24 protein-coding genes are annotated in these 24,229 nt (G+C 71.7%); 9 read left to right on the top strand and 15 right to left on the bottom strand.

The genetic code is table 11. The features are described 5' to 3' along the window. Window positions 1-175 precede the first annotated feature (175 nt). From O1G22_RS14130 to O1G22_RS14110, 5 genes are read left to right on the top strand one after another with little or no spacing between them, the layout of a single operon-like run. Window positions 176-3,019 (top strand): sensor histidine kinase, encoded by a 2,844-nt coding sequence (locus O1G22_RS14130; protein WP_270081682.1) that lies wholly within the window; start codon window positions 176-178, stop codon window positions 3,017-3,019. Beyond that, a complete protein-coding gene (locus tag O1G22_RS14125) occupies window positions 3,016-3,513 on the top strand; it encodes a roadblock/LC7 domain-containing protein (protein WP_270081681.1) in 498 nt (165 codons plus the stop codon). Before O1G22_RS14130 ends, O1G22_RS14125 begins: the two co-directional genes overlap by 4 nt. After that, window positions 3,510-3,929 carry a DUF742 domain-containing protein gene (locus O1G22_RS14120; RefSeq protein ID WP_270081680.1) on the top strand — a complete coding sequence of 140 codons (420 nt, stop codon included), beginning with the start codon at window positions 3,510-3,512 and terminating at the stop codon, window positions 3,927-3,929. The genes O1G22_RS14125 and O1G22_RS14120 overlap by 4 nt, the downstream gene beginning before the upstream one ends. Beyond that, entirely contained in the window at window positions 3,910-4,569 is a 660-nt protein-coding gene (locus O1G22_RS14115; protein WP_225099465.1) for a GTP-binding protein, read from the top strand. The genes O1G22_RS14120 and O1G22_RS14115 overlap by 20 nt, the downstream gene beginning before the upstream one ends. A gap of 35 nt (window positions 4,570-4,604) precedes the next feature. Further along, window positions 4,605-5,858, top strand: a complete 1,254-nt coding sequence (locus tag O1G22_RS14110) for a styrene monooxygenase/indole monooxygenase family protein (protein WP_270081679.1) — start codon at window positions 4,605-4,607, stop codon at window positions 5,856-5,858. Here O1G22_RS14110 and O1G22_RS14105 read toward each other — a convergent pair. The 4 genes from O1G22_RS14105 to O1G22_RS14090 all read right to left on the bottom strand — a co-directional run bounded on the left by O1G22_RS14105 (window position 5,831) and on the right by O1G22_RS14090 (window position 9,043). Continuing rightward, window positions 5,831-6,880 carry a C40 family peptidase gene (locus O1G22_RS14105; protein WP_270081678.1) on the bottom strand — a complete coding sequence of 350 codons (1,050 nt, stop codon included), beginning with the start codon at window positions 6,878-6,880 and terminating at the stop codon, window positions 5,831-5,833. The two genes, O1G22_RS14110 and O1G22_RS14105, sit on opposite strands and share 28 nt — an antisense overlap. Before the next feature lie 121 nt (window positions 6,881-7,001). Next, on the bottom strand, window positions 7,002-7,313 hold the full coding sequence (locus tag O1G22_RS14100) for a hypothetical protein (protein ID WP_270081677.1): 312 nt from the start codon (window positions 7,311-7,313) through the stop codon (window positions 7,002-7,004). A gap of 4 nt (window positions 7,314-7,317) precedes the next feature. Then, a complete protein-coding gene (locus O1G22_RS14095) occupies window positions 7,318-7,974 on the bottom strand; it encodes a TetR/AcrR family transcriptional regulator (RefSeq protein ID WP_270081676.1) in 657 nt (218 codons plus the stop codon). 130 nt (window positions 7,975-8,104) lie between these two features. Then, window positions 8,105-9,043: an AurF N-oxygenase family protein gene (locus O1G22_RS14090; protein WP_270081675.1), complete on the bottom strand. Its 939-nt coding sequence runs from the start codon at window positions 9,041-9,043 to the stop codon at window positions 8,105-8,107. A 122-nt stretch (window positions 9,044-9,165) separates the two neighbouring features. Here O1G22_RS14090 and O1G22_RS14085 point away from each other — a divergent pair, with 122 nt between their 5' ends. Then, window positions 9,166-10,275, top strand: coding sequence for a ferritin-like domain-containing protein (locus O1G22_RS14085; RefSeq protein WP_270081674.1), 1,110 nt, complete (start codon window positions 9,166-9,168; stop codon window positions 10,273-10,275). 76 nt (window positions 10,276-10,351) lie between these two features. After that, complete coding sequence (locus O1G22_RS14080; protein WP_333492482.1) at window positions 10,352-11,224, top strand: hypothetical protein; 873 nt, start codon at window positions 10,352-10,354, stop codon at window positions 11,222-11,224. On the opposite strand, the gene O1G22_RS14075 is transcribed toward O1G22_RS14080, so the two are convergent. The 6 genes from O1G22_RS14075 to O1G22_RS14050 all read right to left on the bottom strand — a co-directional run bounded on the left by O1G22_RS14075 (window position 11,208) and on the right by O1G22_RS14050 (window position 17,335). Further along, window positions 11,208-11,693: a DUF3291 domain-containing protein gene (locus tag O1G22_RS14075; protein ID WP_270081672.1), complete on the bottom strand. Its 486-nt coding sequence runs from the start codon at window positions 11,691-11,693 to the stop codon at window positions 11,208-11,210. The genes O1G22_RS14080 and O1G22_RS14075 overlap by 17 nt on opposite strands. Before the next feature lie 44 nt (window positions 11,694-11,737). Continuing rightward, window positions 11,738-13,195, bottom strand: a complete 1,458-nt coding sequence (locus tag O1G22_RS14070) for a penicillin-binding transpeptidase domain-containing protein (RefSeq protein ID WP_270086412.1) — start codon at window positions 13,193-13,195, stop codon at window positions 11,738-11,740. 53 nt (window positions 13,196-13,248) lie between these two features. Continuing rightward, window positions 13,249-14,610, bottom strand: coding sequence for an FtsW/RodA/SpoVE family cell cycle protein (locus tag O1G22_RS14065; protein ID WP_270081671.1), 1,362 nt, complete (start codon window positions 14,608-14,610; stop codon window positions 13,249-13,251). Window positions 14,611-14,686: 76 nt separating this feature from the next. Further along, entirely contained in the window at window positions 14,687-15,871 is a 1,185-nt protein-coding gene (locus O1G22_RS14060) for an ATP-binding protein (protein WP_428986486.1), read from the bottom strand. 62 nt (window positions 15,872-15,933) lie between these two features. Continuing rightward, the gene (locus O1G22_RS14055) at window positions 15,934-16,698 is read right to left on the bottom strand and encodes a hypothetical protein (RefSeq protein WP_270081669.1); all 765 of its coding nucleotides are present in this window, start codon (window positions 16,696-16,698) and stop codon (window positions 15,934-15,936) included. Window positions 16,699-16,825: 127 nt separating this feature from the next. Further along, window positions 16,826-17,335 (bottom strand): protein-tyrosine phosphatase family protein, encoded by a 510-nt coding sequence (locus O1G22_RS14050; RefSeq protein WP_270081668.1) that lies wholly within the window; start codon window positions 17,333-17,335, stop codon window positions 16,826-16,828. Between the two features lie 100 nt (window positions 17,336-17,435). Here O1G22_RS14050 and O1G22_RS14045 point away from each other — a divergent pair, with 100 nt between their 5' ends. Continuing rightward, window positions 17,436-18,239, top strand: coding sequence for a nuclease-related domain-containing protein (locus O1G22_RS14045; protein WP_270081667.1), 804 nt, complete (start codon window positions 17,436-17,438; stop codon window positions 18,237-18,239). Between the two features lie 18 nt (window positions 18,240-18,257). Here O1G22_RS14045 and ligD read toward each other — a convergent pair whose 3' ends face one another. Further along, complete coding sequence (ligD, locus tag O1G22_RS14040) at window positions 18,258-19,139, bottom strand: non-homologous end-joining DNA ligase (RefSeq protein ID WP_270081666.1); 882 nt, start codon at window positions 19,137-19,139, stop codon at window positions 18,258-18,260. A 66-nt stretch (window positions 19,140-19,205) separates the two neighbouring features. Between ligD and ku the strand changes: the two genes are divergently transcribed. Then, window positions 19,206-20,189 carry a non-homologous end joining protein Ku gene (gene ku / locus O1G22_RS14035; protein WP_270081665.1) on the top strand — a complete coding sequence of 328 codons (984 nt, stop codon included), beginning with the start codon at window positions 19,206-19,208 and terminating at the stop codon, window positions 20,187-20,189. 397 nt (window positions 20,190-20,586) lie between these two features. Here ku and O1G22_RS14030 read toward each other — a convergent pair whose 3' ends face one another. From O1G22_RS14030 to O1G22_RS14015, 4 genes are all read right to left on the bottom strand, one after another. Continuing rightward, a complete protein-coding gene (locus tag O1G22_RS14030; protein ID WP_270081664.1) occupies window positions 20,587-21,792 on the bottom strand; it encodes an ISAs1 family transposase in 1,206 nt (401 codons plus the stop codon). 231 nt (window positions 21,793-22,023) lie between these two features. Then, window positions 22,024-22,728 carry a hypothetical protein gene (locus tag O1G22_RS14025; protein WP_270081663.1) on the bottom strand — a complete coding sequence of 235 codons (705 nt, stop codon included), beginning with the start codon at window positions 22,726-22,728 and terminating at the stop codon, window positions 22,024-22,026. Window positions 22,729-22,762: 34 nt separating this feature from the next. Continuing rightward, a complete protein-coding gene (locus O1G22_RS14020; protein WP_270081662.1) occupies window positions 22,763-23,326 on the bottom strand; it encodes a TetR/AcrR family transcriptional regulator in 564 nt (187 codons plus the stop codon). Continuing rightward, complete coding sequence (locus O1G22_RS14015) at window positions 23,319-24,155, bottom strand: alpha/beta fold hydrolase (protein ID WP_270081661.1); 837 nt, start codon at window positions 24,153-24,155, stop codon at window positions 23,319-23,321. Before O1G22_RS14015 ends, O1G22_RS14020 begins: the two co-directional genes overlap by 8 nt. Window positions 24,156-24,229: the final 74 nt, after the last annotated feature.

Below are 24,229 nucleotides of genomic sequence, written 5' to 3'. Positions count from 1 at the left end.
ACTTGCCCGCCAACTCCCCTCCGATGTTCACTCCTTCGGGTGGCGGGGTCAGGTGATGCACGACCACCGCCCACCGGCGCTGGGAGGGTCGGGAACCGTACGAACCGGGTGTACGCACCACTTGGCACCGAGATGACGGGGTGCCACCCGGGCCCCTGGGTAGACGAGTTCAGGAATGCGAGCACCGGTGCAGAAAAAGCGGCCTCGGCGCACAGGCAGGCAGACGGACCCCGTGGGGACCGCCCAGCAGACCCCCGTGGGCACCGGCCGTCCCACCCATGTGCGCACCCGGTTGATCGTCGCCGTCGCCGTGGTGGCCGCCGCCATCGCCGGTGCCGGGGCGCCTTCCCTGCTCACCGCCTCCGGAAACGTCAGCGACTCCCAGGACCTGGTGACGCTGGCCGGCCGCACCCAGGACGCGCTCGCCCTCGCCCACTCGCTGGCCGACGAGCGCGACGAGGTCACCTCCTACATCGCGGCCGGACGCCCCAAGGCGAAGGCCCCCTCCGAGGACCGCAGCGCCCGCGTCGACCACCAGGTGGACGACCTGCGCGCCGACGCCGACACCCCGGCGAGCCTGCGCAGCGCACTCGACGGCATCGACGCCGTCCGCCAGGCCGCGCTCACCGGACGGAGCACGGCCCTCCAGACCCACCAGGCGTACTCGGCGACGATCGCCGCCCTGCACCGGCTCGCCGAGCAGCTGGCCGAGCAGTCGCCCCCGCGGGCCGGCTCCGGCGCCCATGCGCTCGCCGAACTGGACACCGCCGTCCAGCAGTCCGCCGCCGCCCGCGGCCTGCTGCTGGCCGCGCTGAACGTGCCGGCCACCACCCGGACCGTCATCAACCCGGTCACCGGCCTGCCGACCACCATCTCCACCGCGACCGAGGCCGACCGCAAGCAGCGCGACGCGCTCAGCGCCGCCGCCCAGCAGGCCCGGCTGCGCTCCGACGCGGCTCTCGCCGGCTTCCGCGAGACCGCCCCGCAGTCCGCCGTCGACTCCTACGACTCCACGGTCACCGGCTCCGACGTCAACTCGGCCGAGAAGTACCTGGCCGCCCTCACCGCCCAGCCCACCCTCACCGACAGCCAGCTGACCACCAGCATCAAGAAGCTGGACGCGGCCCTGTCCGCCAGAGTCGACCTGATGACCGGCGCGGAATCGGCCCTCTACGACCACCGCACCAAGGACCTGGCGAAGCTCCGGGACGACGACGTCACGGCGCTGGAGATCCGCATCGCCGTCCTCGGCGCGCTGATGCTGGTGGCGGTCGGCATCGCGACGGCCATGGCCCGTACGCTGACCCGCCCGCTGTCCGTCCTGCGCCGCGGCTCGGCCCGCCTTGCGGAGCCCGGGGACCCGGCGGCCCGGGAGCCGATCGCCTTCACCGGCCGCAACGACGAGTTCGCCCAGGTGGTCCGCTCGGTCAACGCCCTGCACGCGCACGCGGCGGCCCTGCGCGAGCAGACCGTCGCCGCCCATGAGCGGGTCGCCACCCTGGAGACCGACCGCAAGCACCTGGTCGGCCAGCGCCAGAAGATGGCTGACGCCCGCGAGGCGCTCCGCGCCGAACTGGCCGATTCCGCAGCCCAGTTGGAGCGCCTGCGCACCAGCATCAGCGGCACGTTCGTCAACCTGGCGCTGCGCACGCTGGGCCTGGTCGAGCGGCAACTGGCCGTCATCGAGGGCCTGGAGGAGCGCGAGCAGGACCCCGACCGGCTGGCCACCCTCTTCAAGCTCGACCACTTCGCCACGGTCATGCGCCGGCACAGCGAGAACCTCCTGGTCCTCGCCGGCACCGAGCATGTGCAGCAGCACCACGGCCCGGTCCCGCTGGTCGACGTCGTCCGCGCGGCGGTCAGCGAGATCGAGCGCTACGAACGCGTGCGCATCGCCTCCCTCCCGCCGCACGCCCACGTGGCCGGCTTCGCGGCCGACGACCTCTCCCACCTCCTGGCCGAGCTGATGGAGAACGCCACCTCGTTCTCCCCGCCGGACGTCCCGGTGGAGGTCTCCGGCTGGCTCCTGGAGAGCGGCGAAGTGATGCTCTCGGTCCAGGACGAGGGCATCGGCATGGCGACGGACCGCCTCGGCGTCCTCAACGGCCGCCTGGCCGACTTCGACCCCGAGTCCCACTACGACAACGAGGGCGAGACCGGTCTCGGCCTCGGCCTCTACGTCGTCGCCCGCCTCGCCCACCGCCACGGCGTGCGCGTGCAGCTGCGCGAGCAGAAGCAGGGCGGCATCGCGGCGGTGGTGGTCCTCCCCGCCACCCTCCTCACCGAGGCCCCGCCGATCGCGCTGCCCCCGCAGACCACGTCCATGAGCAGCACCGGCACGTTCTCCCTCCCGGGCGCCGACGCCGAGGTCAACTCCAACATCCTCCACGGCCGCACGAAGGGCACCGACCCACTGGTGGCCCTGGCGGAAGAGGCGGTACGGGCGGAAGCGGCGGCCACCGGCACCGACCCGGAGGCAGCCCGGTCCGCCACCGGCACCCCGGCCGAGGAGCCCGCCGCCGTAAGCGATCCCGCCGCCGTGCACGAGCAGGCCGCCCCGGCCGTCGCCGAGCACACGGAGACCCGCCCGAAGGCCCCGGCGGAGACCTACGCCGAGACGACCATGGAGCTCCTGCTCCCGGACCTGACACAGGACCCTCCGCCCGCCGAAACGCACACAGCGCCCACGGCAACGGCAATGGCGACGACAGCGCTTCCGCCGTCGCCCACGGACCCGGCGGCCAGCGACGGAGGGGACGCCGCACGGGCTGAGGCTCCGCAGGAACCCGCCGAGGCGGAGCGGCTCACGGCCAAGGGCCTCCCCAAGCGCACACCCAGGATCACCGCACCGGCCCAGGCCCCGCGCCAGCGGACCGGCTCTGTCGACGCGGAAGCGCTCCGCCGCAGGCTGGGCGGCTTCCGCAGCGGCGCCCAGGCCGGCTACCGCGCCGTAGCGGAGGAGATCACAGAACGTACGGAAGACACCACGGGGGGCACTGTCGAGGAGGCAAGCAGTTGACCGCGCCCAGCACCTTCGGACTGAGCAGTGAGGCCCGCAACCTGCACTGGCTGTTGACCAACCTGGTGGAGGAAGTACCCGGCATCCAGTCCGTCGCCGTAGTGTCCTCGGACGGCCTGCTGCTGCTCTCGTCCGACCCCGCCCGCACTGCCGCATCCCGGGAGAAGCGCCCGGTGAAGGGCCCGAAGGGCTCCGCCGCCGACCTCGCCACCATCGTCTCCGGCATCGGCAGTCTGACCGTCGGCGCGGCCAAGCTGATGGAGTTCGGCGGGGTCAGGCACACGATGGTCGCCATGGAGGAGGGCAGCCTGTTCGTGATGTCCATCAGCGACGGCTCCCTGCTCGGCGTGCACGGCTCCGCCGAGTGCGACATGAGCGTGGTGGCGTACCACATGGCCCTGTTCGTCGGCCGCGCCGGCCACGTCCTGACCCCCGAACTCCGCAGCGAGCTGCGGAAATCCCTGGAAGCCGAGTCGACGGGAAGCACCCGATGAGCGGCACGCAGAAGAAACTCCCCATACGCGGCGGCGATCGCAAACCCGCCCGTGTCCGCCCCTATTCGCTCACCGGCGGCCGTACCCGTTTCGGCCACGTCCTCCTCGTGGAGACGTTCGTGGCCAGCACAGCGGCTCTCGAAGCCCCCGAGGAGCGCAAGGAACTGACGAACGGCTCCCTCACCACCCGGGTCATGCCGGAGATGCGGGCCATCGTCGAACTGTGCCGCCGTATGCGCACGGTGGCCGAGATCGCCGCGCTGCTGAAGATGCCGCTCGGCGTGGTCCGCGTGCTCCTGAGCGACCTCGCTGACCAGGGAAAGATCCGTGTGTACGGCACCGGAACGGGTCACGGCACCGGCCGCCCGGACCGCGCTCTGCTGGAAAGGGTGCTGAGTGGACTCCGTCGTCTCTGACGCCGCCGCCTCCGCCTTCGGAGGCACCCCCCTCGTCGCCGGTTTCGCCGAGCCCGACGAGGACCTGAGGTCCTGGCAGACGGACCGTACGAGGGCCCCCATCGCGACGAAGATAGTCGTGGCGGGCGGCTTCGGCGTCGGCAAGACCACCCTGGTCACCGCCGTCTCGGAGATCACGCCTCTGCAGACCGAGGCACTGATGACCGAGGCGAGCGAGGAGACCGACGACCTCTCCGCCACGCCGGGTAAGCTCACCACCACCGTGGCCATGGACTTCGGCCGCATCACGCTCGACGACGACCTGGTGCTCTACCTGTTCGGCACGCCGGGCCAGCAGCGGTTCTGGTTCATGTGGGACGACCTGGTGCGCGGCGCGATCGGCGCCGTCGTCATGGCCGACACCCGCCGCTTGAAGGACTGTTTCCCCGCGCTGGACTACTTCGAGAGCTGCGGACTGCCGTACGTCGTCGCCGTCAACCACTTCGACGACAGCGAGCTGTTCGAGCCGGAGGACGTACGGGAGGCGCTGACCATACCCGCGCACATCCCTGTCATGATCATGGATGCGCGACGGCGGATTTCGGCCATCGAGACACTGCTGGCCCTGGTCGGCCACGCGCTGGACGAAACCCCCGAGTAGTCCCCGAGCAGTACCCGTTAGGAGTCCCCACCCGCATGCGGAAGATACTCGTCGTCGGAGCCGGTCAGTCCGGTCTCCAGCTCGCCCTCGGCCTGCAGTCGCACGGCTACGAGGTCACCCTGATGTCGAACCGGACCGCGGACGAGATCCGCACCGGCCGGGTCATGTCGACGCAGTGCATGTTCGACACGGCACTGCAGCACGAGCGCGATCTCCAGCTGAACTTCTGGGAGTCCCAGGCCCCGAAGATCGAAGGACTCGGCGTCTCCGTCGCCGCCCCCGGCTCGCACGACCCGGGCCCCACCCAGCGGGCCATCGACTGGGTGGGCAGGCTCGACGGGTACGCGCAGTCCGTCGACCAGCGGGTGAAGATGGCCGGCTGGATGGAGACCTTCGCACAGCGCGGCGGCCAGCTGGTCATCCACGGCGCGGCGGTCGGCGACCTCGACTACTTCTCCCGCGCCTACGACCTCGTCCTGGTCTCGGCCGGCAAGGGCGAGCTGGTCCAGATGTTCGGCCGCGACGCCTCCCGCTCCCCGTACAGCGAGCCGCAGCGCGCGCTGGCGGTGGCGTACGTCCACGGGCTGGGCCCGCGCCCGGAGCACCCGGAGTACGACGCGGTCCGCTGCAACCTGGTGCCGGGCGTGGGCGAGCTGTTCGTCATGCCAACGCTCACCACCTCCGGCCGCGCGGACATCCTGTTCTGGGAGGGCATACCCGGCGGCCCGCTCGACGTCTTCAACGGCGTCAAGGACCCGGCCGAGCATCTCTCCCTGACCCTGGAACTCATGGAGAAGTTCACGCCCTGGGAGTACGCGCGGGCGACGAAGGTCGAGCTGACGGACGCGGGCGGCACGCTGGCGGGCCGCTACGCCCCGACGGTCCGCAACCCCATCGGCCGGCTGCCGGGCGGCGGCCTGGTCCTGGGCGTGGCCGACGTCGTCGTCGCCAACGACCCGATCACCGGCCAGGGCTCCAACTCGGCGTCCAAGTGCGCCGCCGCGTACCTCGCCGCCATCCTCGAACACGGGGACAAGGAGTTCGACGAGGCCTGGATGCAGGCGGCCTTCGACCGCTACTGGAGCACCGCCCAGCACGTCACCAAGTGGACCAACGCGATGCTGGCGCCCCCGCCGGAGCACATCCTGAACCTCATCGGCGCGGCCGGGAAGCTCCAGCCGGTGGCGGACCGTTTCGCCAACGCCTTCAACGACCCGGCGGACTTCGAGAACTTCTTCTACGAGCCGGAGAAGACGCAGGCCTACCTGACCTCGGTGGCGGGAGCCTGATCCGGACGTACGGCACCGAGCACCGGGTACGACGCCAGGGGTGACACCTGGACGGCCGCGCCCGGTCTCGGCGCCTGCACGACCTTGCCGTCCCCGACGTACATCGCCACATGCGTCGCGTCGGGGAAGTACACCACCAGGTCACCCGGGCGCAGCTCGCTCAGCCGGATCCGCTTCAGCCGCTGCCACTGCTCCTGACTCGTGCGCGGAATGGGCGTGCCCGCCCGGGACCAGGCCTGGGCGGTGAGGCCCGAGCAGTCGTAGGAGTCGGGGCCTGCCGCCCCCCACGCGTAGGGCTTGCCGATCTGGCCCATGGCCCAGCGGACCGCGCGCTCCCCGGCCGGGGAGGCGGCGCGGGCCGTGGGCAGGGCGCCCGCGGTGGCGAGCTTCTGCTGGGCCGCGGTGACGCTCTGCCGCTCCAGCGTGGCGATCGCGGCCAGCTGGGCCGGGCTGAGGCCGGCCAGCAGGTGTTCCACGCCGGCGAGCTTGCCCTGGACGTCGTCGTGCTGTTTCTTCTGCTGGTCGGTGAGCGTGAGCTGGATGTCCAGGGCCTGGCGGGCGGCCCGGGCCAGGGCGTCCCTGCCCTTCTCCGTGGCGGTCAGCCGGGTCACCGTCCGGGCCCGTTCGCGCGCCAGCTCGCCGATGACATGACCCTCGTCCAGCGCGTGCTCCGGATCGGGGGCGAGCAGCAGCCGGACGTACGGCCCGAGGCCACTGCTGCTCTGGTACTGCTGGCGGGCCAGCCGGCCGGCGTCGGCCCGGCTGTCCTGGAGGGCGAGCCGGGCGCGGGCCAGTTCGCCGTCGAGCCGGGACACCTCGGCGCGCTGCCGCGTCAGCTTCTCCGCGGTCGCGTTGTAGGTCTCCGTGGCCTGCTCGGTCTGGTGGTACAGCTGCTGAAGGTCCGTCAGCAGCTGGGCGACGGAACGCTGTGGGTCCGGTACGGCCGCGGCGGGTGCGGGCACGAGGACGGCCTGGGCCGCCACCGCCGTCGTACAGGCCAGGCGCAGAAGCATTCCTGACACGTCATCACCTCGGTGCGGAGAGGGGGCCCGACGGGCGGGCTGTTCGCCTCCTATCGCACCGTGATAATCGGATCATCCGTGTGGGGCGCGCGCTGGGTGTGGGCGGTTCGGTCCACGTCTGTCACTCGTTCGCGTCGTCCCGCCCGCCCAGCGGCGTGGCGGGCCGGCCGGCCGGCTTCGACCAGGGCCACCGGAGCTTGCCGCCGGAGATGTCGTCCGGGTCGTAGACGTACTTCCACCCCTGGACGATCCCCAGCCGCTTGCTGTGACCCCTCGGCACCCGGTGGTAGACCAGCACCGTCGGCGGGCCGCCGGCCGGGTCCGGGACGGGGATGCGGTACGTCTTCGGGGGGTGCCCGGTCGGGCCGACCATGACGGACAGCACACGACCGTCCATCGGGCCGCCCTCGAAGGGGGTCTCCTGGCTCTTCACGGGTTCAGTTTCGGCCATCCCCGGCGAGCGCGCCGACGAGGGCCGCCGTCTGCGGGTCCCGGCCCGCGGTGACGGTGAGCATGGCCACGAACTGGTCCACCAGCCAGTCGCGCAGCTCCTCGACCGGGGGCTGCTTGTCCTCGTCCAGCCAGATCAGGGAGGCTCCCTCGACGGCCGTGATCCACATCCGGACGGTCATCCGCAGCCGGGGGCCGGGCTCGGCGACGCCGAGATGCCGGTAGATGTGCTCGGCGGCGGCCCGGCGTACGCCGTCCACGGTGGCCGTGGTCCGTGACGTCTCCACCACACTGCCGCCCTGGAGCAGCGCGCTGAAGCCGGTGTCGTGTTCGTCGACGAAGGCCAGATAGCGGTCCAGGGCCCGGGACAGCCGGCGCAGCAGCGGCCCCTGAAGGGGTTCGTCGAAGCACTGCCGCAGCTCTTCGGCGGCCGACCGCAGCGCGGCCTCGTACAGCTGCTGCTTGCCGCCCGGGAAGTACCGGTACACCAGCGGCCGCGACACTCCGGCCGCCTCCGCCACGTCGTCCAGCGACACGTCCTCGGGGGCGCGGTGCGCGAAGAGGGTGAGCGCGGCGGCGAGGAGCTGGCTGCGTCGCTCCTCGACACTGAGCCGACGGTAGGCGGGGGTGGCGGCCGGGGTCATGGCCGTCAGCCTAATCGCTCCGCTCGGGGGGCCGTCTTTTGTCCGCCGACTCGTTGTGGCTGGTCGAGCCCCACGCGGCGCAGCCGCACATCGATACAGCCCCGCGCCCCTTCAGGTCGGCATGCTCCCGCTACGCCAGCAGCCCCGACGACCTCCACAATCGCCGCCCGACCCCCCGCAACACCCCAATATCGTCCAGGAAGTCCGTAAGCCGCTTGGCCCCCGTCTGCATGACCTCCCGCCGGTGCCCGCTCGCCTTCACCTGGGCCATCGCCTCCCGCTTGTCCAGCCCGACGTTCGTGTACACCTCAGGATTGACGAAGGCGACCGAGAAGACGCGGGCGAACTCGCCCGAGGTGACCCGGGTGAACTCCTGGGACCACTTGGGGGCGGTCAGCATCTGCCGCCGCAGCTCCTCACGCGCGTACCGCACATGCCGGGCCTCCTCCACCACATGGATCCGAGTGACGCCCCTGATCAGCGGCTGGACGCGCTCGTCCGGGAAGGTCAGCCGCTGCATCCAGTCCAGGACCTCCTCACCGAGCAGGGTCGCCGTGAAGGAACCGGGGGTGGTGGAGATGGTCTTGAAGACGCGGCCGAGGTTCTGGTGGGCCCGGCTGACCGGGTACCAGGGCGTGCCGCCGTGCGAGATCAGCCGGGCGAACATCTTCGAGTGCCGGCACTCGTCCTCGATCTCGGTCAGCGCGTAGCGGACGTGGGCGCTCGTCGCCGCCTTGTCGTAGATGTGCCGGACGAGGAGCTGCATCAGGATCAGCTCGAACCAGATGCCGAGCGAGGCCAGCGCCGCCGCCTCGTGCTGGGAGAGCAGGATCCGCTGGTCCTCGCTCATCCGCTGCCACATCGGCGTGTCGTACAGCGACACCAGCTCCGGCGGCCAGAACCACTTGCCCTCCTCGAAGGGCGCGTCCCAGTCCAGCTCCTTGTCCGGGTCGAAGGAGTGCTTGGCGGAGGAGACGAGCAGCCGTTCGGCCACCTGTTCCCGGTCCTTGAGCAGGCCGAGCGCATCGCGCAGGCCGTCCAGCGCGTCCGCTTCCGTCAGCGTCGTCATGGCTCCCTCACCTCGTTACCGGGGGTACGTCGTCCTTGCCTTATGAGACTGCCTGTCAGCAAGGCCGTCAATCCCTTGCACATGACTTGTTGACCGCGCGTCTACATGTGAGCCTGCGGGGTATGCCGACCCAAGACCTGTACGCCAACGACCCCGGTGACCACCTCTGGCAGGTGCCCGCCAGCGGCGCGGCCCGGTTCAACTGGGAGTACGACGACGGCCGCGACCGGCTGCTCGCCCTGTACCAGAAGGGCAAGGACAAGCAGTGGGACGGGCAGAAGCGCATCGACTGGGACCTGGAGGTCGATCCGTACGACGCGCTCGGCACCCCCGAGGAGTCCATGACCCTGTACGGCACGCCGTACTGGGACAAGATGACGGACAAGGACAAGGGCGAGCTGCGCCGGCACTTCGCCTCCTGGCAGTTCAGCCAGTTCCTGCACGGCGAGCAGGGCGCGATGATCTGCGCGGCGCGGATCGTGGAGTCGGTGCCCGACCTGGACGCCAAGTTCTACTCCGCGACCCAGACCATGGACGAGGCCCGGCATGCCGAGATCTACGCCCGGTTCCTGCACGAGAAGATCGGGCTCGTCTATCCCATCAACGACAACCTGCAGTCCCTGCTCGGCGACACGCTCCGGGACAGCCGGTGGGACATGCCGTACCTGGGCATGCAGGTGCTCATCGAAGGGCTCGCGCTGGCCGCGTTCGGGATGATCCGGGACACCACGAACAAGCCGCTGCCCAAGCAGATCCTGGCCTACGTCATGCAGGACGAGGCCCGGCACGTGGCCTTCGGCCGGATGGCACTCAGGGACTACTACAAGCAGCTCACCGACGCCGAACTGCGCGAGCGCGAGGAGTTCGTCATCGAGGGCTGCTATCTGATGCGCGACCGGCTGCGGGGAGAGGAGGTGCTGGAGAACTTCGGCATCCCCAGGGCCGAGGCGGAGGTGCTGAGCGAGCGCTCCGAGTTCCTCCAGCTCTTCCGCAAGCTGCTGTTCAGCCGGATCGTGCCCTGCGTCAAGGACATCGGTCTGTGGGGCAAGCGGCTCCAGCAGGCCTACCTCGACATGGGCGTCTTCGACCTGGGTGACGCCAACCTGGACCTGCTCATGGCCCAGGACGAGGAACTGGCCGACCAGCTGGACGCGGAGCGCTTCGCCGCCGAGGAGCGGGAGCGGGTGGCGGAGGTGCAGGAGGCCGTCGAGGCGGGGGCCGCCGAGGGCTGAGCATCCAGGTGGCGGTGGCGGTGGCGGTGGCGGTGGCGGCACGTTCACCCAGGTGCAGTAGCGTGCTGGCGTGTCCATGCCTCCGCCACCGCCGCAGCCGCAGCCGCCGTACGGGCCGCCGCAGCAGCCGCCGTACGGGCAGCAGCCGCCCTACGGCCAGCCGTCCCCGTACGACCAGCAGCAGCCCTACGGCCAGCAGTCCCCGTACGGCCCGCCGCAGGCTGCCCCCGGCCCGTACGGCTCCCCGTACCCGCAAGCCCAGCCGTACCCGCCGCAGCCCTACCCGGCCTGGGGCGCGCCGCCCATGGCCCCGCCGCCGAAGAAGCGCCGGGTCGGACTGATCCTGGGGATCGTGGGCGGTGTCGTCACGCTGATCGTCGTGGGGCTCATCCTGCTCGGAGCCGTGGTCAGCAGCGGCTTCCCCGAGGCGAAGAACAAGCTCGTCCTCCCGAAGACGCTGGTCGGCGGGAGGTTCCAGCTCGCCCAGGACCTCTCCGACACCGAGGGCAAGAAGATCGAGGACGAGGCCGACGGGGCCTGGGACGCCAAGGACGTCCACGCCGTGGTCGCCACCTACCGGGTGGGTGGCGACGCGACCCGGGGCACCCTGGTGGTGTCGGGCATGTACGGCCGGTTCAAGAACGCCGACGAGGCCCGCGACAACATGCTGAAGGGGGCCTCCGATGCGGACGGCGTGACGGTGGCGGTGGCGCGGAAGGACTTCACCCAGAGCGGCTCGCCCACGGTCAGCTGCGAGGTGCTGACCCAGAAGAAGCTCGGCGAGACCCTGACCTACCCCATGTGCGCCTGGAACGACGGCAACACGGGGGCCGCCGTGGGGTCCGTCACCCCCAAGTCGGCCACGCAGAACCCGTCCGACGTGGACCTCACGATGTACGCGAAGCTCACCCTCCAGGTCCGCTCGGAGATGATCAAGCCGATCGGCTGACCGCAGCCCCCTCGGGGGCCGGGAACGACGTACGGAGCGTGAAGGCGTACGGCGTCGCGCCGTGCGCCCTCAGGTGCAGCAGCCGGTCCTCCGCCTCGGCGACCGTCGGGCGGTGGCCGGCCGGCACCCACCACAGCACGGCCGTCGCCTCTTCCAGCTTCTCGAACCACTCACGCCGACGGGCCAGCAACTCCCGGTGCCGGCCCTGGTACATGAACGCCGTCAGCGCGTTGGTGTCCCGCCACGTCGACATGTTGATGATCAGCCACTCGTCACCGAGGACCGGGATGTCGGTGGCGTTGCCGGAGTCGCTCTGCAGCCGCCAGACGAACCCGTCCGCGGCGTCCGCCACCGCGTTCACCGGGTCGAGCGCGTCGACGAAGTACGTCAACTGGGGCGAGTCCAGAGGGAACTTGAGGCGGGCGATGTTGACCTGGGCGAGTTCGTACGCGGCGGAAGTCTGCGTCATGACCGAACGGTAGGTCGGCCCCCGCCGGGACCGGCACCCCCGTCTCACAGACCGAGCACCGCCCGCATCACGTCCCGGGCGATCGGCGCCGCGTCCCCGCCGCCGCTGATCTCGCCCCGGTCCGCCGAGGCGTCCTCCACCACCACCGCGACCGCCACCCGCGGCTCCAGGGTGCCGTCGGCCTGCGCCCAGGAGACGAACCAGGCGTACGGTACACCGGAGTTGCCGACGCCGTGCTGTGCGGTGCCGGTCTTGCCGCCGACCAGGGCGCCGGGGATGGCCGCCCGGGTGCCGGTGCCCTCCCGGACCACGTCCGTCATCAGCTCCTTCAGCCGTGTGGCCGTCGACGGGTTCATCACCTGCCGCACCGGATGCATCCCGCTCCCGGCGACTGTCTCCCCGCTGTGCCGGGTGGTCCGCTCCACCAGGTACGGCGAGCGCAGCTGCCCGCCGTTCGCGACGGCCGCCGCGACCATCGCCATCTGCAACGGCGTGGCCCGCGTGTTGTACTGCCCGATCGAGGACAGCGCCAGCTGCGCCCGGTCCAGGTGCGGGTCGAAGGTGCTGGGCGCGACGGCGAACGGGATGCGCAGCCCGGCATCGTTGAACCCGAAGGCCTGCGCCGTGCCGACCATGTCCCGCGCCCCGACGTCCACGCCGAGCTTGGCGAACACCGTGTTGCAGGACCACTCGAAGGCGTCCCGCAGCGAGGTGTCGCGGCAGCCGTCGGCCTCGTTGGTCAGCCGGGTGACGGTGCCCGGCAGCCGGTAGGGGTCGGGGGAGTCGGTGCGTTCGTCCAGGTCGGTGACCACACCCGCGTCCAGCGCCGCCGCCGCGGTGACCACCTTGAACGTCGAGCCCGGCGGATAGGTCTGCCGCACCGCCCGGTTGAGCATCGGCTTCTCCGGGTCGTGGTTGAGCCGCTCCCACGCCGAGGTCACCGCCTCCCCGTTGCCGGACAGCTGCCCGGGGTCGTACGACGGGCTCGACACCAGCGCCAGGATCCGGCCCGTGGCCGGTTCGATCGCGGCGACCGCGCCCTTGCGCCCGGCGAGCCCCCGGTACGCCGCCTCCTGCGCGGCCCGGTTCAGGGTCGTGACGACGTTCCCGGCCCGACTGGGCCGGCGCGTCAGGTCGTTCCACAGCGGCAGCACCGACAGCATCGGGTCGGTGCCGGAGAGCACCCCGTCCCCGGCGTGCTCCAGGAACGTGGTGCCGTACCGCTGGGAGGAGAATCCGGTCACCGGGGCGTACAACGGGCCGTCCTTGTAAGCCCGTTCGTAGCGCAGCTGCTCGCCGGTGTCGGTGGATCCGGTGACCGGCTCGTCGCCGACCAGGATGTCGCCGCGCGGCTGGCCGTAACGGGCGATCGTGGCACGGCGGTTGGCCGGATTGCCGTCGTACACGCCCGACTCCACCACCTGCACCCGGGCCGCGTTGACCAGCAGGGCGGCGAGCAGCAGCGCGCAGAACCCGCACGCGTGCCGGATGTACCGGGCCATGGGCCGCCCGCCCTCGGGGAAGCCACCGAAGTCGCCGTGGTCGCGATGGTCCCTCACGGGGCCTCCCGCCCGTCGTACTGGCTGCGCGCCGAGTCGCTGACCCGGATCAGCAGCGCCACGATGGCCCAGTTGGTCACCACCGAGGAGCCGCCCTGGGCGAGGAACGGCATCGCCATGCCGGTCAGCGGAATCAGCCCGCTCACCCCGCCGGCGATCACGAACACCTGGAGGGCGAGGAGCGCGGCGAGCCCGACGGCGAGGAGCCGGCCGAACGGTTCGCGCAGCGCGAGGCCCGCCCGGAAGCCGCGCTCCACCAGCAGCGCGTACAGCAGGACGATCGCCGCGAGCCCGGCGAGCCCCAGCTCCTCGCCCGCCGTGGCCAGGATGAAGTCCGACTTCACCGCGAAGCCGATCAGTACGGAGTGCCCCAGCCCGAGCCCGGTACCCAGCACCCCGCCGGCCGCGAACGCGAACAGCGACTGGGAGAGCTGGTTGGGCCCGATCCCGGCGTCGATCGTGTGGAACGGATGCAGCCAGTCCTCGATCCGCCCGCCCACATGCGGCTCGAACCGGCCGACGGCCCAGGCGCCCAGCACCGCCAGCAGCAGCCCGACCGCGATCCATCCGGTGCGCCCGGTGGCGACGTACAGCAGGACGACGAACAGCCCGAAGAACAGCAGCGAGGTGCCCAGATCCCGCTCCAGGACCAGCACGCCCACGCTCAGCAGCCAGATGGTGACGATCGGCCCGAGCACCCGCCCGGTCGGGAACTGCAGCCGCCACAGCCGGCGGCCGGTGTACGCGAGCGCGTTGCGGTTGGCCGCCAGATAGGCGGCGTAGAACACCGCGAGCAGCACCTTCGCGAACTCGCCCGGCTGGATGGAGAATCCGGCGAGCCGGATCCAGATGCGGGCGCCGTTGACGGCCGGGAAGAGGATCGGCAGCGCCAGCAGGCCGAGCGCGGCGGCCACGCACACGTACGCGTACCGCTGGAGCACCCGGTGGTCGCGCAGCACCAGCACGACGACGATGAACAGCCCGGCCCCGAGCGTGGACCACACCAGCTGGGCCGGGGCCGCGCGGTCGCCCGGTGTCTCCAGGTCCAGCCGGTAGATCAGGACCAGGCCGATCCCGTTGAGCAGCACCCCGATCGGCAGCGGCAGCGGATCGGCGTACGGCGCCCGCAGCCGTACGGCGAGATGCGCGGCCAGGGCGAGCACCCCGAGCCCGGCGCCGTAGCCGGCGGCGCCGGGCGGAACGGTACCGGTCCGCGCGAGCCCCACCGCGCAGTAGCCGTACACGGACAGCAGGACGGCCAGCACGATCAGGGCGAGTTCGATGCCACGGCGCCGGGGGAGACGTACGACGGGTGCGGGAGCCTGCGCCGCCGCCAGGGTGGTTCCGGCCTTGGTCATGCCCGGAACCTACCTAAATGGGACGCCTTGTGGGCCATGGGCGCGCCCCGAAGGAACGCGGGGCTGTGTTCGAGCTCTACCGCTCCTCGTCCACCGGCAGGATCAGCGTGGCGACGGCCCCGCCGTCCAGCGCGTTGGCGAACACCAGCCGCGCCCCCAGCACCTCCGCCTGCCCCAGGGCGATGGTCAGCCCCAGCCCGTGCCCCGTGGCGCCGCCCTCCGTACGGAACCGCTGCGGCCCGTGCGCCACCAGGTACCCCGGATACCCGCTGCCGTGATCCCGTACGGTCACCACGGGCCCGTCCACCGTCAGGACCACCGGAGGGCCCCCGTGCTTGTGCGCGTTGGCCACCAGATTCCCCAGCACCCGCTCCAGCCGCCGCCGGTCGGTCTCCACCCGCGCGCTCCGGACGATCCGCACCTCCGTGTCGGTGCCCGACGCCCGCACCACCCGCCGGGCCAGCGCCCCCAGCTCCTCGGTGCCCACGGCCGGCTTCTCCCGGCCGGTGTCCAGCCGGGAGATCTCCAGCAGGTCCTCGGTGAGCGTGCGCAGCGCCGCCACCCGGTCCCGCACCAGCTCCGTCGGCCGGCCCGGCGGCAGCAGCTCCGCCGCCGCGTGCAGCCCGGTCAGCGGGGTGCGCAGCTCGTGCGCCACGTCCGCGGTGAACCGCTGCTCGCTCAGCAGCTTGCTCTGCAGCGTGGAGGCCATGGTGTCCAGGGCCGCCGCGACCGCGGCCACCTCGTCCTGCGGCCGGGACGGATCCCTGGTCAGCGGATCGTCCACGCGCGCGTCCAGGTCACCCGTGCTGATCCGCCGGGCCACACGCGCGGTGGCGTGCAGCCGGCGGGTCACCCGGGTCACCGCGAACACGCCGACCAGCACCGTCACCCCGATCGCGAGGCCCGACGACCACAGGATCGAGTTGTCGAGGCCGGCGATGGTGCGGGCCTGCTGGGAGTAGTCGACCTCCACGGCCAGCGCCCGGCGCCCGGCCACCGGGCCCGCCGCCCACATGGTGGGGCGCCCGTTGTGCGTGGAGACGATCGTGCCGCGCTGACCGGACGCCGCCAGCGTCCGCAGCGCGGGCGGCAGCCCCTCGGGGTCGACCCCGGCGCCCGGCAGCAGCGTGTCCCCGGCCTCGTACGCCTCGGTGGCGTCCGCGAGGCGGGACAGGGCCTGGTGGCGGGCCTGGTCGACCGTCTGGTTGGTCACCGAGACATGCACCAGGACGCCGAGCAGCGCGGCCAGCGCGCAGCACATCACCGTGATGAACACGGCCGCCTTCACGGCGAGCGGCCCGGCCCACCCTGGCAGACCGGGCTTCACGGGTTGCCCGCCGGGGAGGGATACGCCGGGGAGGCGGAGGGGGACGGGGACGCGGATGGGGACGCGGACGGCTTCTGGGCCTTGCGGCCGTCACCGGTGTGCAGATACTCGTCGCGGGAGAACACCATCGCGCGCTGCCCCGGATCCCACACCCAGGTCGTGCGGTACTCGTAGCCGGAGACGTCCGCCGGCGAGCGCTCGATCAGCGACCGGCCGGCCAGCTCCACCCCGAGGATCGCGTCGTTGTCGGCCAGCACCTGCACCAGCCGGTGCTTCTCGACGGTGTAGACCCGCACCGCCGTCTGGTTGGTCGGGTAGAGCCGGAAGCCGAGCGTGAGATCCTCCCGGCCGTCGCCCGTCAGGTCCCGGTAGTACGGCGTCAGCAGCGGGCAGCGCGCCGTGTCGCCGCCGGCCCGGCAGTCCTTCAGCCGGTCCACGGTCGCGTGGTACGCCCCCTTGGAGCCGTAGTCGTCCGGCTCGGCCTTGATCTCCGCCTCCACCACGGCCACCGGGTCCACCTTGCGGATGTCGTCACCGGGGACCTTGACGCCCTTGACGACCGACCGGGTCGCCACGGCGTAGGGGTAGGCCGGGCTGGAGGCCGGCCGCAGGTCGGGCCAGAGCTTGGCGGGGCTGATCGCGGTCGGGGTCGGCCCGGCCGCCTGCAGTCCGCCCCGGTCGCCACAGCCCGCGGCCGTCACCGACAGCAGGGCGACGGCGGCCGCGGTGAGGGCGGTACGCAGGGGACGGCGGGCTGGCACGGGGCTCCTGGGGCGTCGGGGTCTGTTCGGGATCCCGTACACCTTATGCGCAGTACGGAATGGTCGTAGTTTCGTAGTTTCCTGGGAAAGTCCTTTTTGTGCCGCCGAGGCGGCGCTGGGAGAGAGGCTACTCGGCCAGTTCCTCCAGCAGTCGGACGGTCGGCAGTCCCGCGCGCAGGTACTCCACGAACAGCTCGTTGTGCAGCGCCCACGCCGAGCGCCGGGCCCGGATCAGCTGGATCGCCTCGTCCGGGGAAGCATGGCCGCGCTGCACCAGAGCGTGCGCGATGAGCAGGCCGGACCGGTTGTACCCGTGGTAACAGCGCACGAGCACCCGGCGCCCGGCGTCCAGCGCCTCGTTCACCGCACGGGCCAGCCGCATCACCCCGGCGAGCTGGGTCCCGTCCAGCGGACCGTCCGGGATGGGCCACACGTGGTGCTCGACGCCCGGATCGGGCCCGTAACCCGGCAGTCGCAGCAGTGTCTGCACCACATCGAACTCGTCGTGCACGACGACCGGCTCCACCCGCCCGGAACGGCCCCGGAACTCATGCCCGCCCATCCACAGGCCCGGCACGATCTCGCTCCACGGACGCTCCGGAGGCGGTACGTCGGGCTGCCTTCCGCGGATCCGCAACGGCGCCTCCCCAACTCCCCCTCGCAGGGCCGTTCTCCAAGGTAACCGCTCTTGCCCCGGGAGCACCCCGCCTGTTCCCATGGTCGAGGGGTGATGGCGCATGAACGCACTGCGCGTGGTGCCGGCCTATCGGCACGGCCGGGAACGGCTGTACGTCTGCCGCCCGGACGGCAGCAACGTCGCCTGGTACGACCGGGAGACGGGCCGGGTGAACCTGCTCGGCGAGGACAGCAGGGACGACGTACTCCAGGCCCTGAAACCCTTCCTGACCGGCCCGGTGACCGTGGGCCCGCCCCCGGTACCGACCCCCGCCGAACTGGCCCGGCTGACCCTGCACCCGGACGACGACCTGGCGCCCAACCGCCCCGGCGAGGCCCTGCTCGTCGCCCTCGACCGCGACCCCGGACATGCCCACCGGCTGCGCCCCGACCCGCGCCGCCGCGCCCTGGCCGCCGAGCAGACCGTCGGCCAGGCCCTGGACGCCCTGGAGGGCGCCGGCTGGCACACCCTGCACTCCATAGCGCTGCCCGGCGGCGACCGCATCCACCACCTGCTGCTCGGCCCCGGCGGCCTGTTCGCCGTCCACGCCCTGTACGCCCGCAAGAGCCGCGTCCTGGTCGCCGACCCCATGGTCACCGTGGGCCGCCGCGAGCCCGAGCCCCTCCTGCGCCGGCTGCGCGCGGACGCCGACCGCGCCTCCTACGCCCTGACCGCCGAGGTCCGCCCGGTCCTGGCCCTGGCGGGCCCCGCCGAGGTGACCGTCACGGGCCGGCCGCGCGCGGTACGGATCCTCCAGGACGCCGAGCTGGCGGACCTGGCCCGGCTCGGCGGGGTGCTGAAGCCGGCGGACGTGGAGGCCCTGCACGGGATGGCGCGGGACCGGAACACGTGGGGGAGGGTGTAGGAGGGGGACCGGACCGGGTCAGGGGAGGGGCGCGGCCGTCTCCGGGTCCAGCAGGGGCGCCATCAGGTCCCCGTGATGCTGGAGGCGGGGAGCCATGTCACCGGCCTGGAACTCCAGCTGCCCGGCGCTGCGGCAGTCCGCGACCTCCTCCCAGGTGACCGGGGCGGACACGTAGGGGTACGGGCGGGCGCGCAGCGTGTAGGGCGTGGCCGTGGTCTTGCGCGCGGCGTTCTGGCTCCAGTCCACGAACACCTTCCCCGGCCGCAGGCTCTTCGTCATCCGGTGCACGACGAGCCGGGGCAGCGCCCGCTCGGCCTCCACGGCGAGCGCCTTGGCGTACTCGCTGGTCCGCTCGGGGGACGCGCCGCGCACGGCCGCCAGCAGATGCAGCCCCTTCGACCCGGCCGTCTTCGGATACGCCTCGATCCCGTCCGCCGCGAGCCGCTCCCGCAGCCACAGGGCCACCTCACAGCACTGGACGACGGTCGCGGGCGGTCCGGGGTCGAGGTCGAAGACCAGCCGGTCGGCCCGCTCGGGGTCCTGCACCCGCCACTGATGCGTATGGAACTCGGTGACGAGATTGGCAGCCCAGACGAGACTGGCCAGATCCTGTACGACGACCATCCGGGCCGGCCCCTCCGACCGCGGGACCTCGGCGGTGGTGACCCACTCGGGCGTACCCGGCGGCACGTTCTTGGCGAAGAACAGCTGCCCTTCGGGGCCGTCGGGATAACGCAGGAAGGACACGGCCCGGTCCCGCAGATGCGGCAGCAGCACGCCGGCGCCGGTCACGTAGTAGTGCACCAGCTCCGCCTTGGTGAAGCCGGTCTGCGGATACAGCACCTTCTCCAGGTTGCTGAGCGCGACCCGCCGCCCCTCCACCTCCGTGATAGGCGTCATAGGATGACAATCCCAGAGAAACGGTTGAAACCGGTGTAATTGGCAGGGGAAGGGTGGGTGCGGCACGTGCGGTCGATATGGAACGGCGCGATCTCCTTCGGTCTCGTCAGCATCCCGATCAAGCTGGTGAACGCCACGGAGAGCCACGCGATCTCCTTCCGCCAGATCCACACCGAGGACGGCGGCCGCATCCGCTACCGCAAGTTCTGCGAACTGGAGGACCGGGAGGTCGGCGGCGAGGAGATCGGCAAGGGGTACGAGGACGCGGACGGCACGATCATCCCGATCACCGACGAGGACCTCTCCCACCTGCCCATCCCCACCGCCCGCACGATCGAGATCGTCGCCTTCGTACCGGCCGACCGCATCGACCCGCTCCAGATGGACGCGGCGTACTACCTGGCGGCGAGCGGAGCCCCGGCGGCGAAGCCGTACACCCTGCTCCGGGAGGCCCTGAAGCGCAGCAACAAGGTGGCCATCGCGAAGTACGCCCTGCGCGGCCGCGAACGCCTCGGCATGCTGCGCGTGGTCGACGACGCCATCGCCATGCACGGCCTGCTCTGGCCGGACGAGGTCCGCGCGCCGCAGGGGGTGGCCCCGGAGGTCGACGTCACCATCCGCGACAAGGAACTGGACCTCGCGGACGCCCTGATGGACACCCTCGGCGAGGTGGACCTGGCGGACCTGCACGACGAGTACCGGGAGGCGGTGGAGGAGGTCATCGCCGCGAAGGCCGCCGGCGAGGCCCCGCCCGAGGCCCCGGCCCCGGCCCCGGGAGGCAAGGTCCTGGACCTGATGGCGGCCCTGGAGAACAGCGTCCGGGCGGCGAAGGAGTCCCGCGGCGAGGTGCCCCCCGGCGGCGAGGCCGAGGTGAGACGGCTGCCGAGGAAGACGGCGGCGACGAAGAAGACGGCTGCCGCCAAGAAGACGACGGCGGCGAAGAAGACGACAGCGAAGAAGACGGCGGCCAAGACGGCCAAGTCGGTGGCCAAGGCTGGGGAGAAGAAGACGGCGACGAAGAAGGCTGCGGCGCGCAAGCGGACGGCTTGAGGGGGAGCGCGGGGCGCCGTCGGCTTTCCGCGTGGTCAATGACAGCCACGGGCAACCACGGCCAACAGAGATCACCTGCGGGTCGTGTGATCAGGCCAGGCACCTGCCTGCACACACGCGAAGACCCCGGCCTCAGCGTTTCCGCTGGTGACGGGGTCTTTGGGCACCTCATGCTGGGTGCCCCCGGCAGGATTCGAACCTGCGCACACGGCTCCGGAGCACAATCAGAGTTCAGCTTGCAAATGGGCTCTGAGCAGCAGGTTCCTTGATCGCGGGAGGCGTGCGGTGTTCTCCTGTATCGCAGATAGTGCGTATCAGGCAGGGAGCGGGTTCACAGTGGGCCACGGCGCGCCCTCGTGAGCAGGGCCGCGTCGTTCAGGTGACCTGTCCTGATTGATCACGTGATGCCGAGGGTGATCAGTGGACGGTTGGCGTCGCGGGTGTGATGGCGGAGTCCAGCGGCGATGTTCGTCTGGTCGGCGAGTCGGAGAGCGCCGATGGCCAGGTTGCGCAGGGATGCCATGGCACGTGGAGCGGTGCCGGTGCGTACGCGTGAGGCGTCCTCGGCGTACGTGGTGTCCCTGACATGGTGGATCTTGTTCTCGATGCCCCAGTGATCGCGTACGCGGCGGGCGATCTCGGTTGCGTCGGCCTGCTCCGCGGTCAGGTCGGTCACCCCGTAGACGCATTCCAGGGTGACCTTGCCGGTGGTGATGATCCGTCGGCGGCGCACGATCTGGACGGCCTGCACCGCGTATGGGAACGCGATCCCGGTGACGGCGGCGGCCTTGATCCGGCGGATTTCGTCGCGGCCGTGTGCGATGGCCCGCGTCTTGTCCAGGAGTGGCACCTCCCGCCATGGCAGGGCCTTCAGCCACCGGTGCAGGGTGGGCCGGTTGCCCTTGATCAGCGCGATGTAGTGGGCGTGCTTGTCCTTGACGAGGAAGCGCGCGTGGGCGGTCTGCGAGTGGAGGGCGTCGAAGGTGACCACCGTGCCGTGCAGGTCGAGCGGGGCAAGCAGGGGCTGGAAGACGGTGATCTCGTTGGTCTTGCCGTCCACCTCGCGCTGGGCGGTGACCAGGCCGGTTTCCGTCATCGCGGCGAGCAGGTGGACCTGGGTGCCGTCGGTGCGGCGGGCACCGCGCACGGTCTTGCCGTCCACGGCGAGGGAGGGCAGGGGCCGGTCGCTGTCGTTGTGCTCCTGGCCGTCGGCGCGTTCGCGCCCGGCGAGCCAACTTCCGACGGCCATATCCAGGGCGTCGCCGTCGATGCGCTGGAGGATACGACGCACGGTGGCCTCGGCCGGGGCGACGGGGCCGCGGTCCGGCTCCCGGCATGGGCCACCGAGCCGGGCCAGGACGTGGGGCGGGGCGTCGGCGGCCCACTCCGCGATCGCGGCCAAGGACTTCGCTCCGGCCAGGACCGCGCACGCGGCCAGGGCCAGGACGAAAGAGAGTGGGTGTCGCCGGCCCTGGTCCCGCCGTGGATCGGGCACCTGAGCCAGGCAGGTCAGCAGGCCGGGGAGGTCATCAGGTGCGGCCGGTGCGGCGTCGGTGAGTTGGCCCAGAGGGCCCGGGATGGGCGAGGACGAGCGGGCAGGCACGGTCCTCCGTCGTGGTGATCAGGGACTCAACACCTCATGATCACCGGGAGCCATGCTTGCCTCCGCATCAGCCCCAGGCGACCATCCCGCAGCCCTGCCCCGTTGTTGGTGTACAGCACAACACGCGAACGCCGGCACGATCTCGGCACTGCGCCGCCACTGGGTCGGCAGGCGCGCGATGGGCGAGGTCGTCCAGGGCCACCGCGTGTGCGTGCCTCTTCGGCGACTGGCTCAGGCGTTCGCCCTGCGCCCCAGGCGTACGAGGCGGTGTGCGGCCGACCGCCGCATGGCCGACTCGCTTTTCCATGACCGCTGTCTCAACAAGCCCCAGGCCAGGAGCAGGCAGGCGATCGCCACCAGCAGGCCGTGTGCGATCCGTACGGGCTGGGGCGTAGCGAACTGTGGGATGTAGAGGGCGAATCCGACGGCGAGGGGAAGCCCGCTCCATCTGGGGAACGTTTCCGATCTCCACAGTGCGGTGGCGAAGAGGACGGCGCCCACGGCGAGGAGTATCAGCCCGGCCATGATGAGTCCGATGCCGGTTCCGAAGCGGACCGAGTCCGAGAGCGGGACGAGGCTGGGGTCCCGGCGCCGCAGGGCCTCCTGGCCGATGGCGTGCAGGCCGAAGGCCTCGGCCCCGTAGTAGGGCAGGGTCAGCCCGACGCCGATCCAGCTGAGTACGAGTGCTCGCAGGGCGCTGCTTCCGGCGGAGGCGTCGCGCAGGTGCTGGTACAGGCCGAGCATTCCGACGACCAGCAGTACGAACGCCGCGATGGCGAGGGTGTGCGCGAGGATCCATGAGGACGACGCGAACGCCGCGGCTCCCTGCAGGGACTTCTCGTCGGAGAACGGCCTGATCGCGGGATACAGGACGAAGAGTGCGCCGGCGAGGCCGAAGGCCAGGGCGGGCAGGCGCGAGGAGGGCGGGTGTGTCACTGCGGGCTCCGGTGGCGTGGGAGGGGACGGGCGCTCAGGCCCAGGCGGTGAAGACGGTGTCGAGGGTGTCGATGAGGCGGGCGTAGGAGCGTTCGATGTCCTGGGGCATCCCGAAGCCGCCCGCCGCCTCTAGTGCGACGAAGCCATGCAGCATGGCCCGGATGGCCCGGGTGGCGTCGACCAGGTCGTCGTCGCCGAGGTCATAGCCGTGGAGTACGGCGAAGACGGTGCGCAGCAGGGCGTCGCTGGCCGTGATGTGCTCGGTGTCGGCGGCGCCGGGGGCGTGCAGAGTGGCGGCGTAGCGGCCAGGGTGGGCGCGGGCGTAGTCGCGGTAGGCATCGGCCATGGCGCGCAGCGCGTCGCTTCGGGCCCGGCCGACGGAGGCGGCGGCCATCGCGTCGCCGAGCTCGCGTACGGCGCGCGTGGCGATGTGGCGTTGCAGGTCGTCGAGGCCCCCCACGTGCTTGTAGAGGCTCGGTGTCGCCACGCCGAAACGTTGGGCAAGGGCGGTCAGGGTCAGGTGGTCCAGGCCGACCTCGTCGGCGAGTCGGGCGGCTTCGGCCACCACGATCTCCAGATTGAGGCCGGGCCTAGGCACGGGGCAGCACCTCGCCGAGGAAGCGGGCGATCTCGGGAGCGACCAGGTCGGGGTGTTGGGCCTGCGGGTAGTGTCCCGCGCCCGGGACCAGGAGCGTCCGGCCGTTCAGCCGGCCGGCGACGAGGCGGGCCTCGGCGGCCGGGTCGGGAAAGTCTGGGTCGGCCTCCCCCATGACGACCAAGGTGGGCGCCTGTACCTGCGCAAGGCGGGCCTCGACCGCGGTGTGGGTGGTGTGCGTGGTGGCCAAGAAGGCGCGCCACGCGCCGGGACGGGCCAGGGCGGCGCGGATGTGGGCCTGGTGGTCGGCCAGGTCGGCGGGCTTCAGGCCCGGGTAGAGCCTGGCGTAGTAGCTGGTCCAGACCGACGGGCCCCAGGGCCGGCGCAGGCCGATCCGCAGCGCCAGCAGGGCGGCCCATCCGATCGGGACATCGCGTACGAACGGGCCGATGAGCACCAGGCCGGCGATCGCGCCGGGGTCCTCGGCCGCGGCCCACGCGGCGGCTGCTGCGCTCATCGAGTTGCCCACCACAACGGCGGGGCCGTCCAGCTGTCCGGTCAGGGCCAGGAGGTCCTCGCCGGTGGCCGGGTCGTCGTATGCATCGAAGGTCGCGTCGCTCTCGCCGTGGCCGCGCAGGTCCATGGTGGCCACCCGGTAGCCCGCCTCGACCAGCCTCGGCACGAGGCGGCGGTAGACGAAGCGCACGTCGCCCATCCCCGGCGCGCAGATCACCAGCGGCCCTGTCCCGGTGACGTCATAGGCGATCCGTCCGCCGGGACGTGTCAGGTAGCGCGTGCGGGACGTGCCTTCGGGCGTCGCGCGTGTTGTCACGGAAGCCTCCTCCACGGTTGGGTGAATGACAATAGCTTTTAAGCTATAGAGATTAGCCGATGGGGTAGAGCGTG

The organism is Streptomyces camelliae (genome assembly GCF_027625935.1).
GTDB lineage: Bacteria > Actinomycetota > Actinomycetes > Streptomycetales > Streptomycetaceae > Streptomyces > Streptomyces camelliae.
Note: the sequence above shows the minus strand (reverse complement) of the source record. Positions and strands in the feature narration are given on the sequence as shown.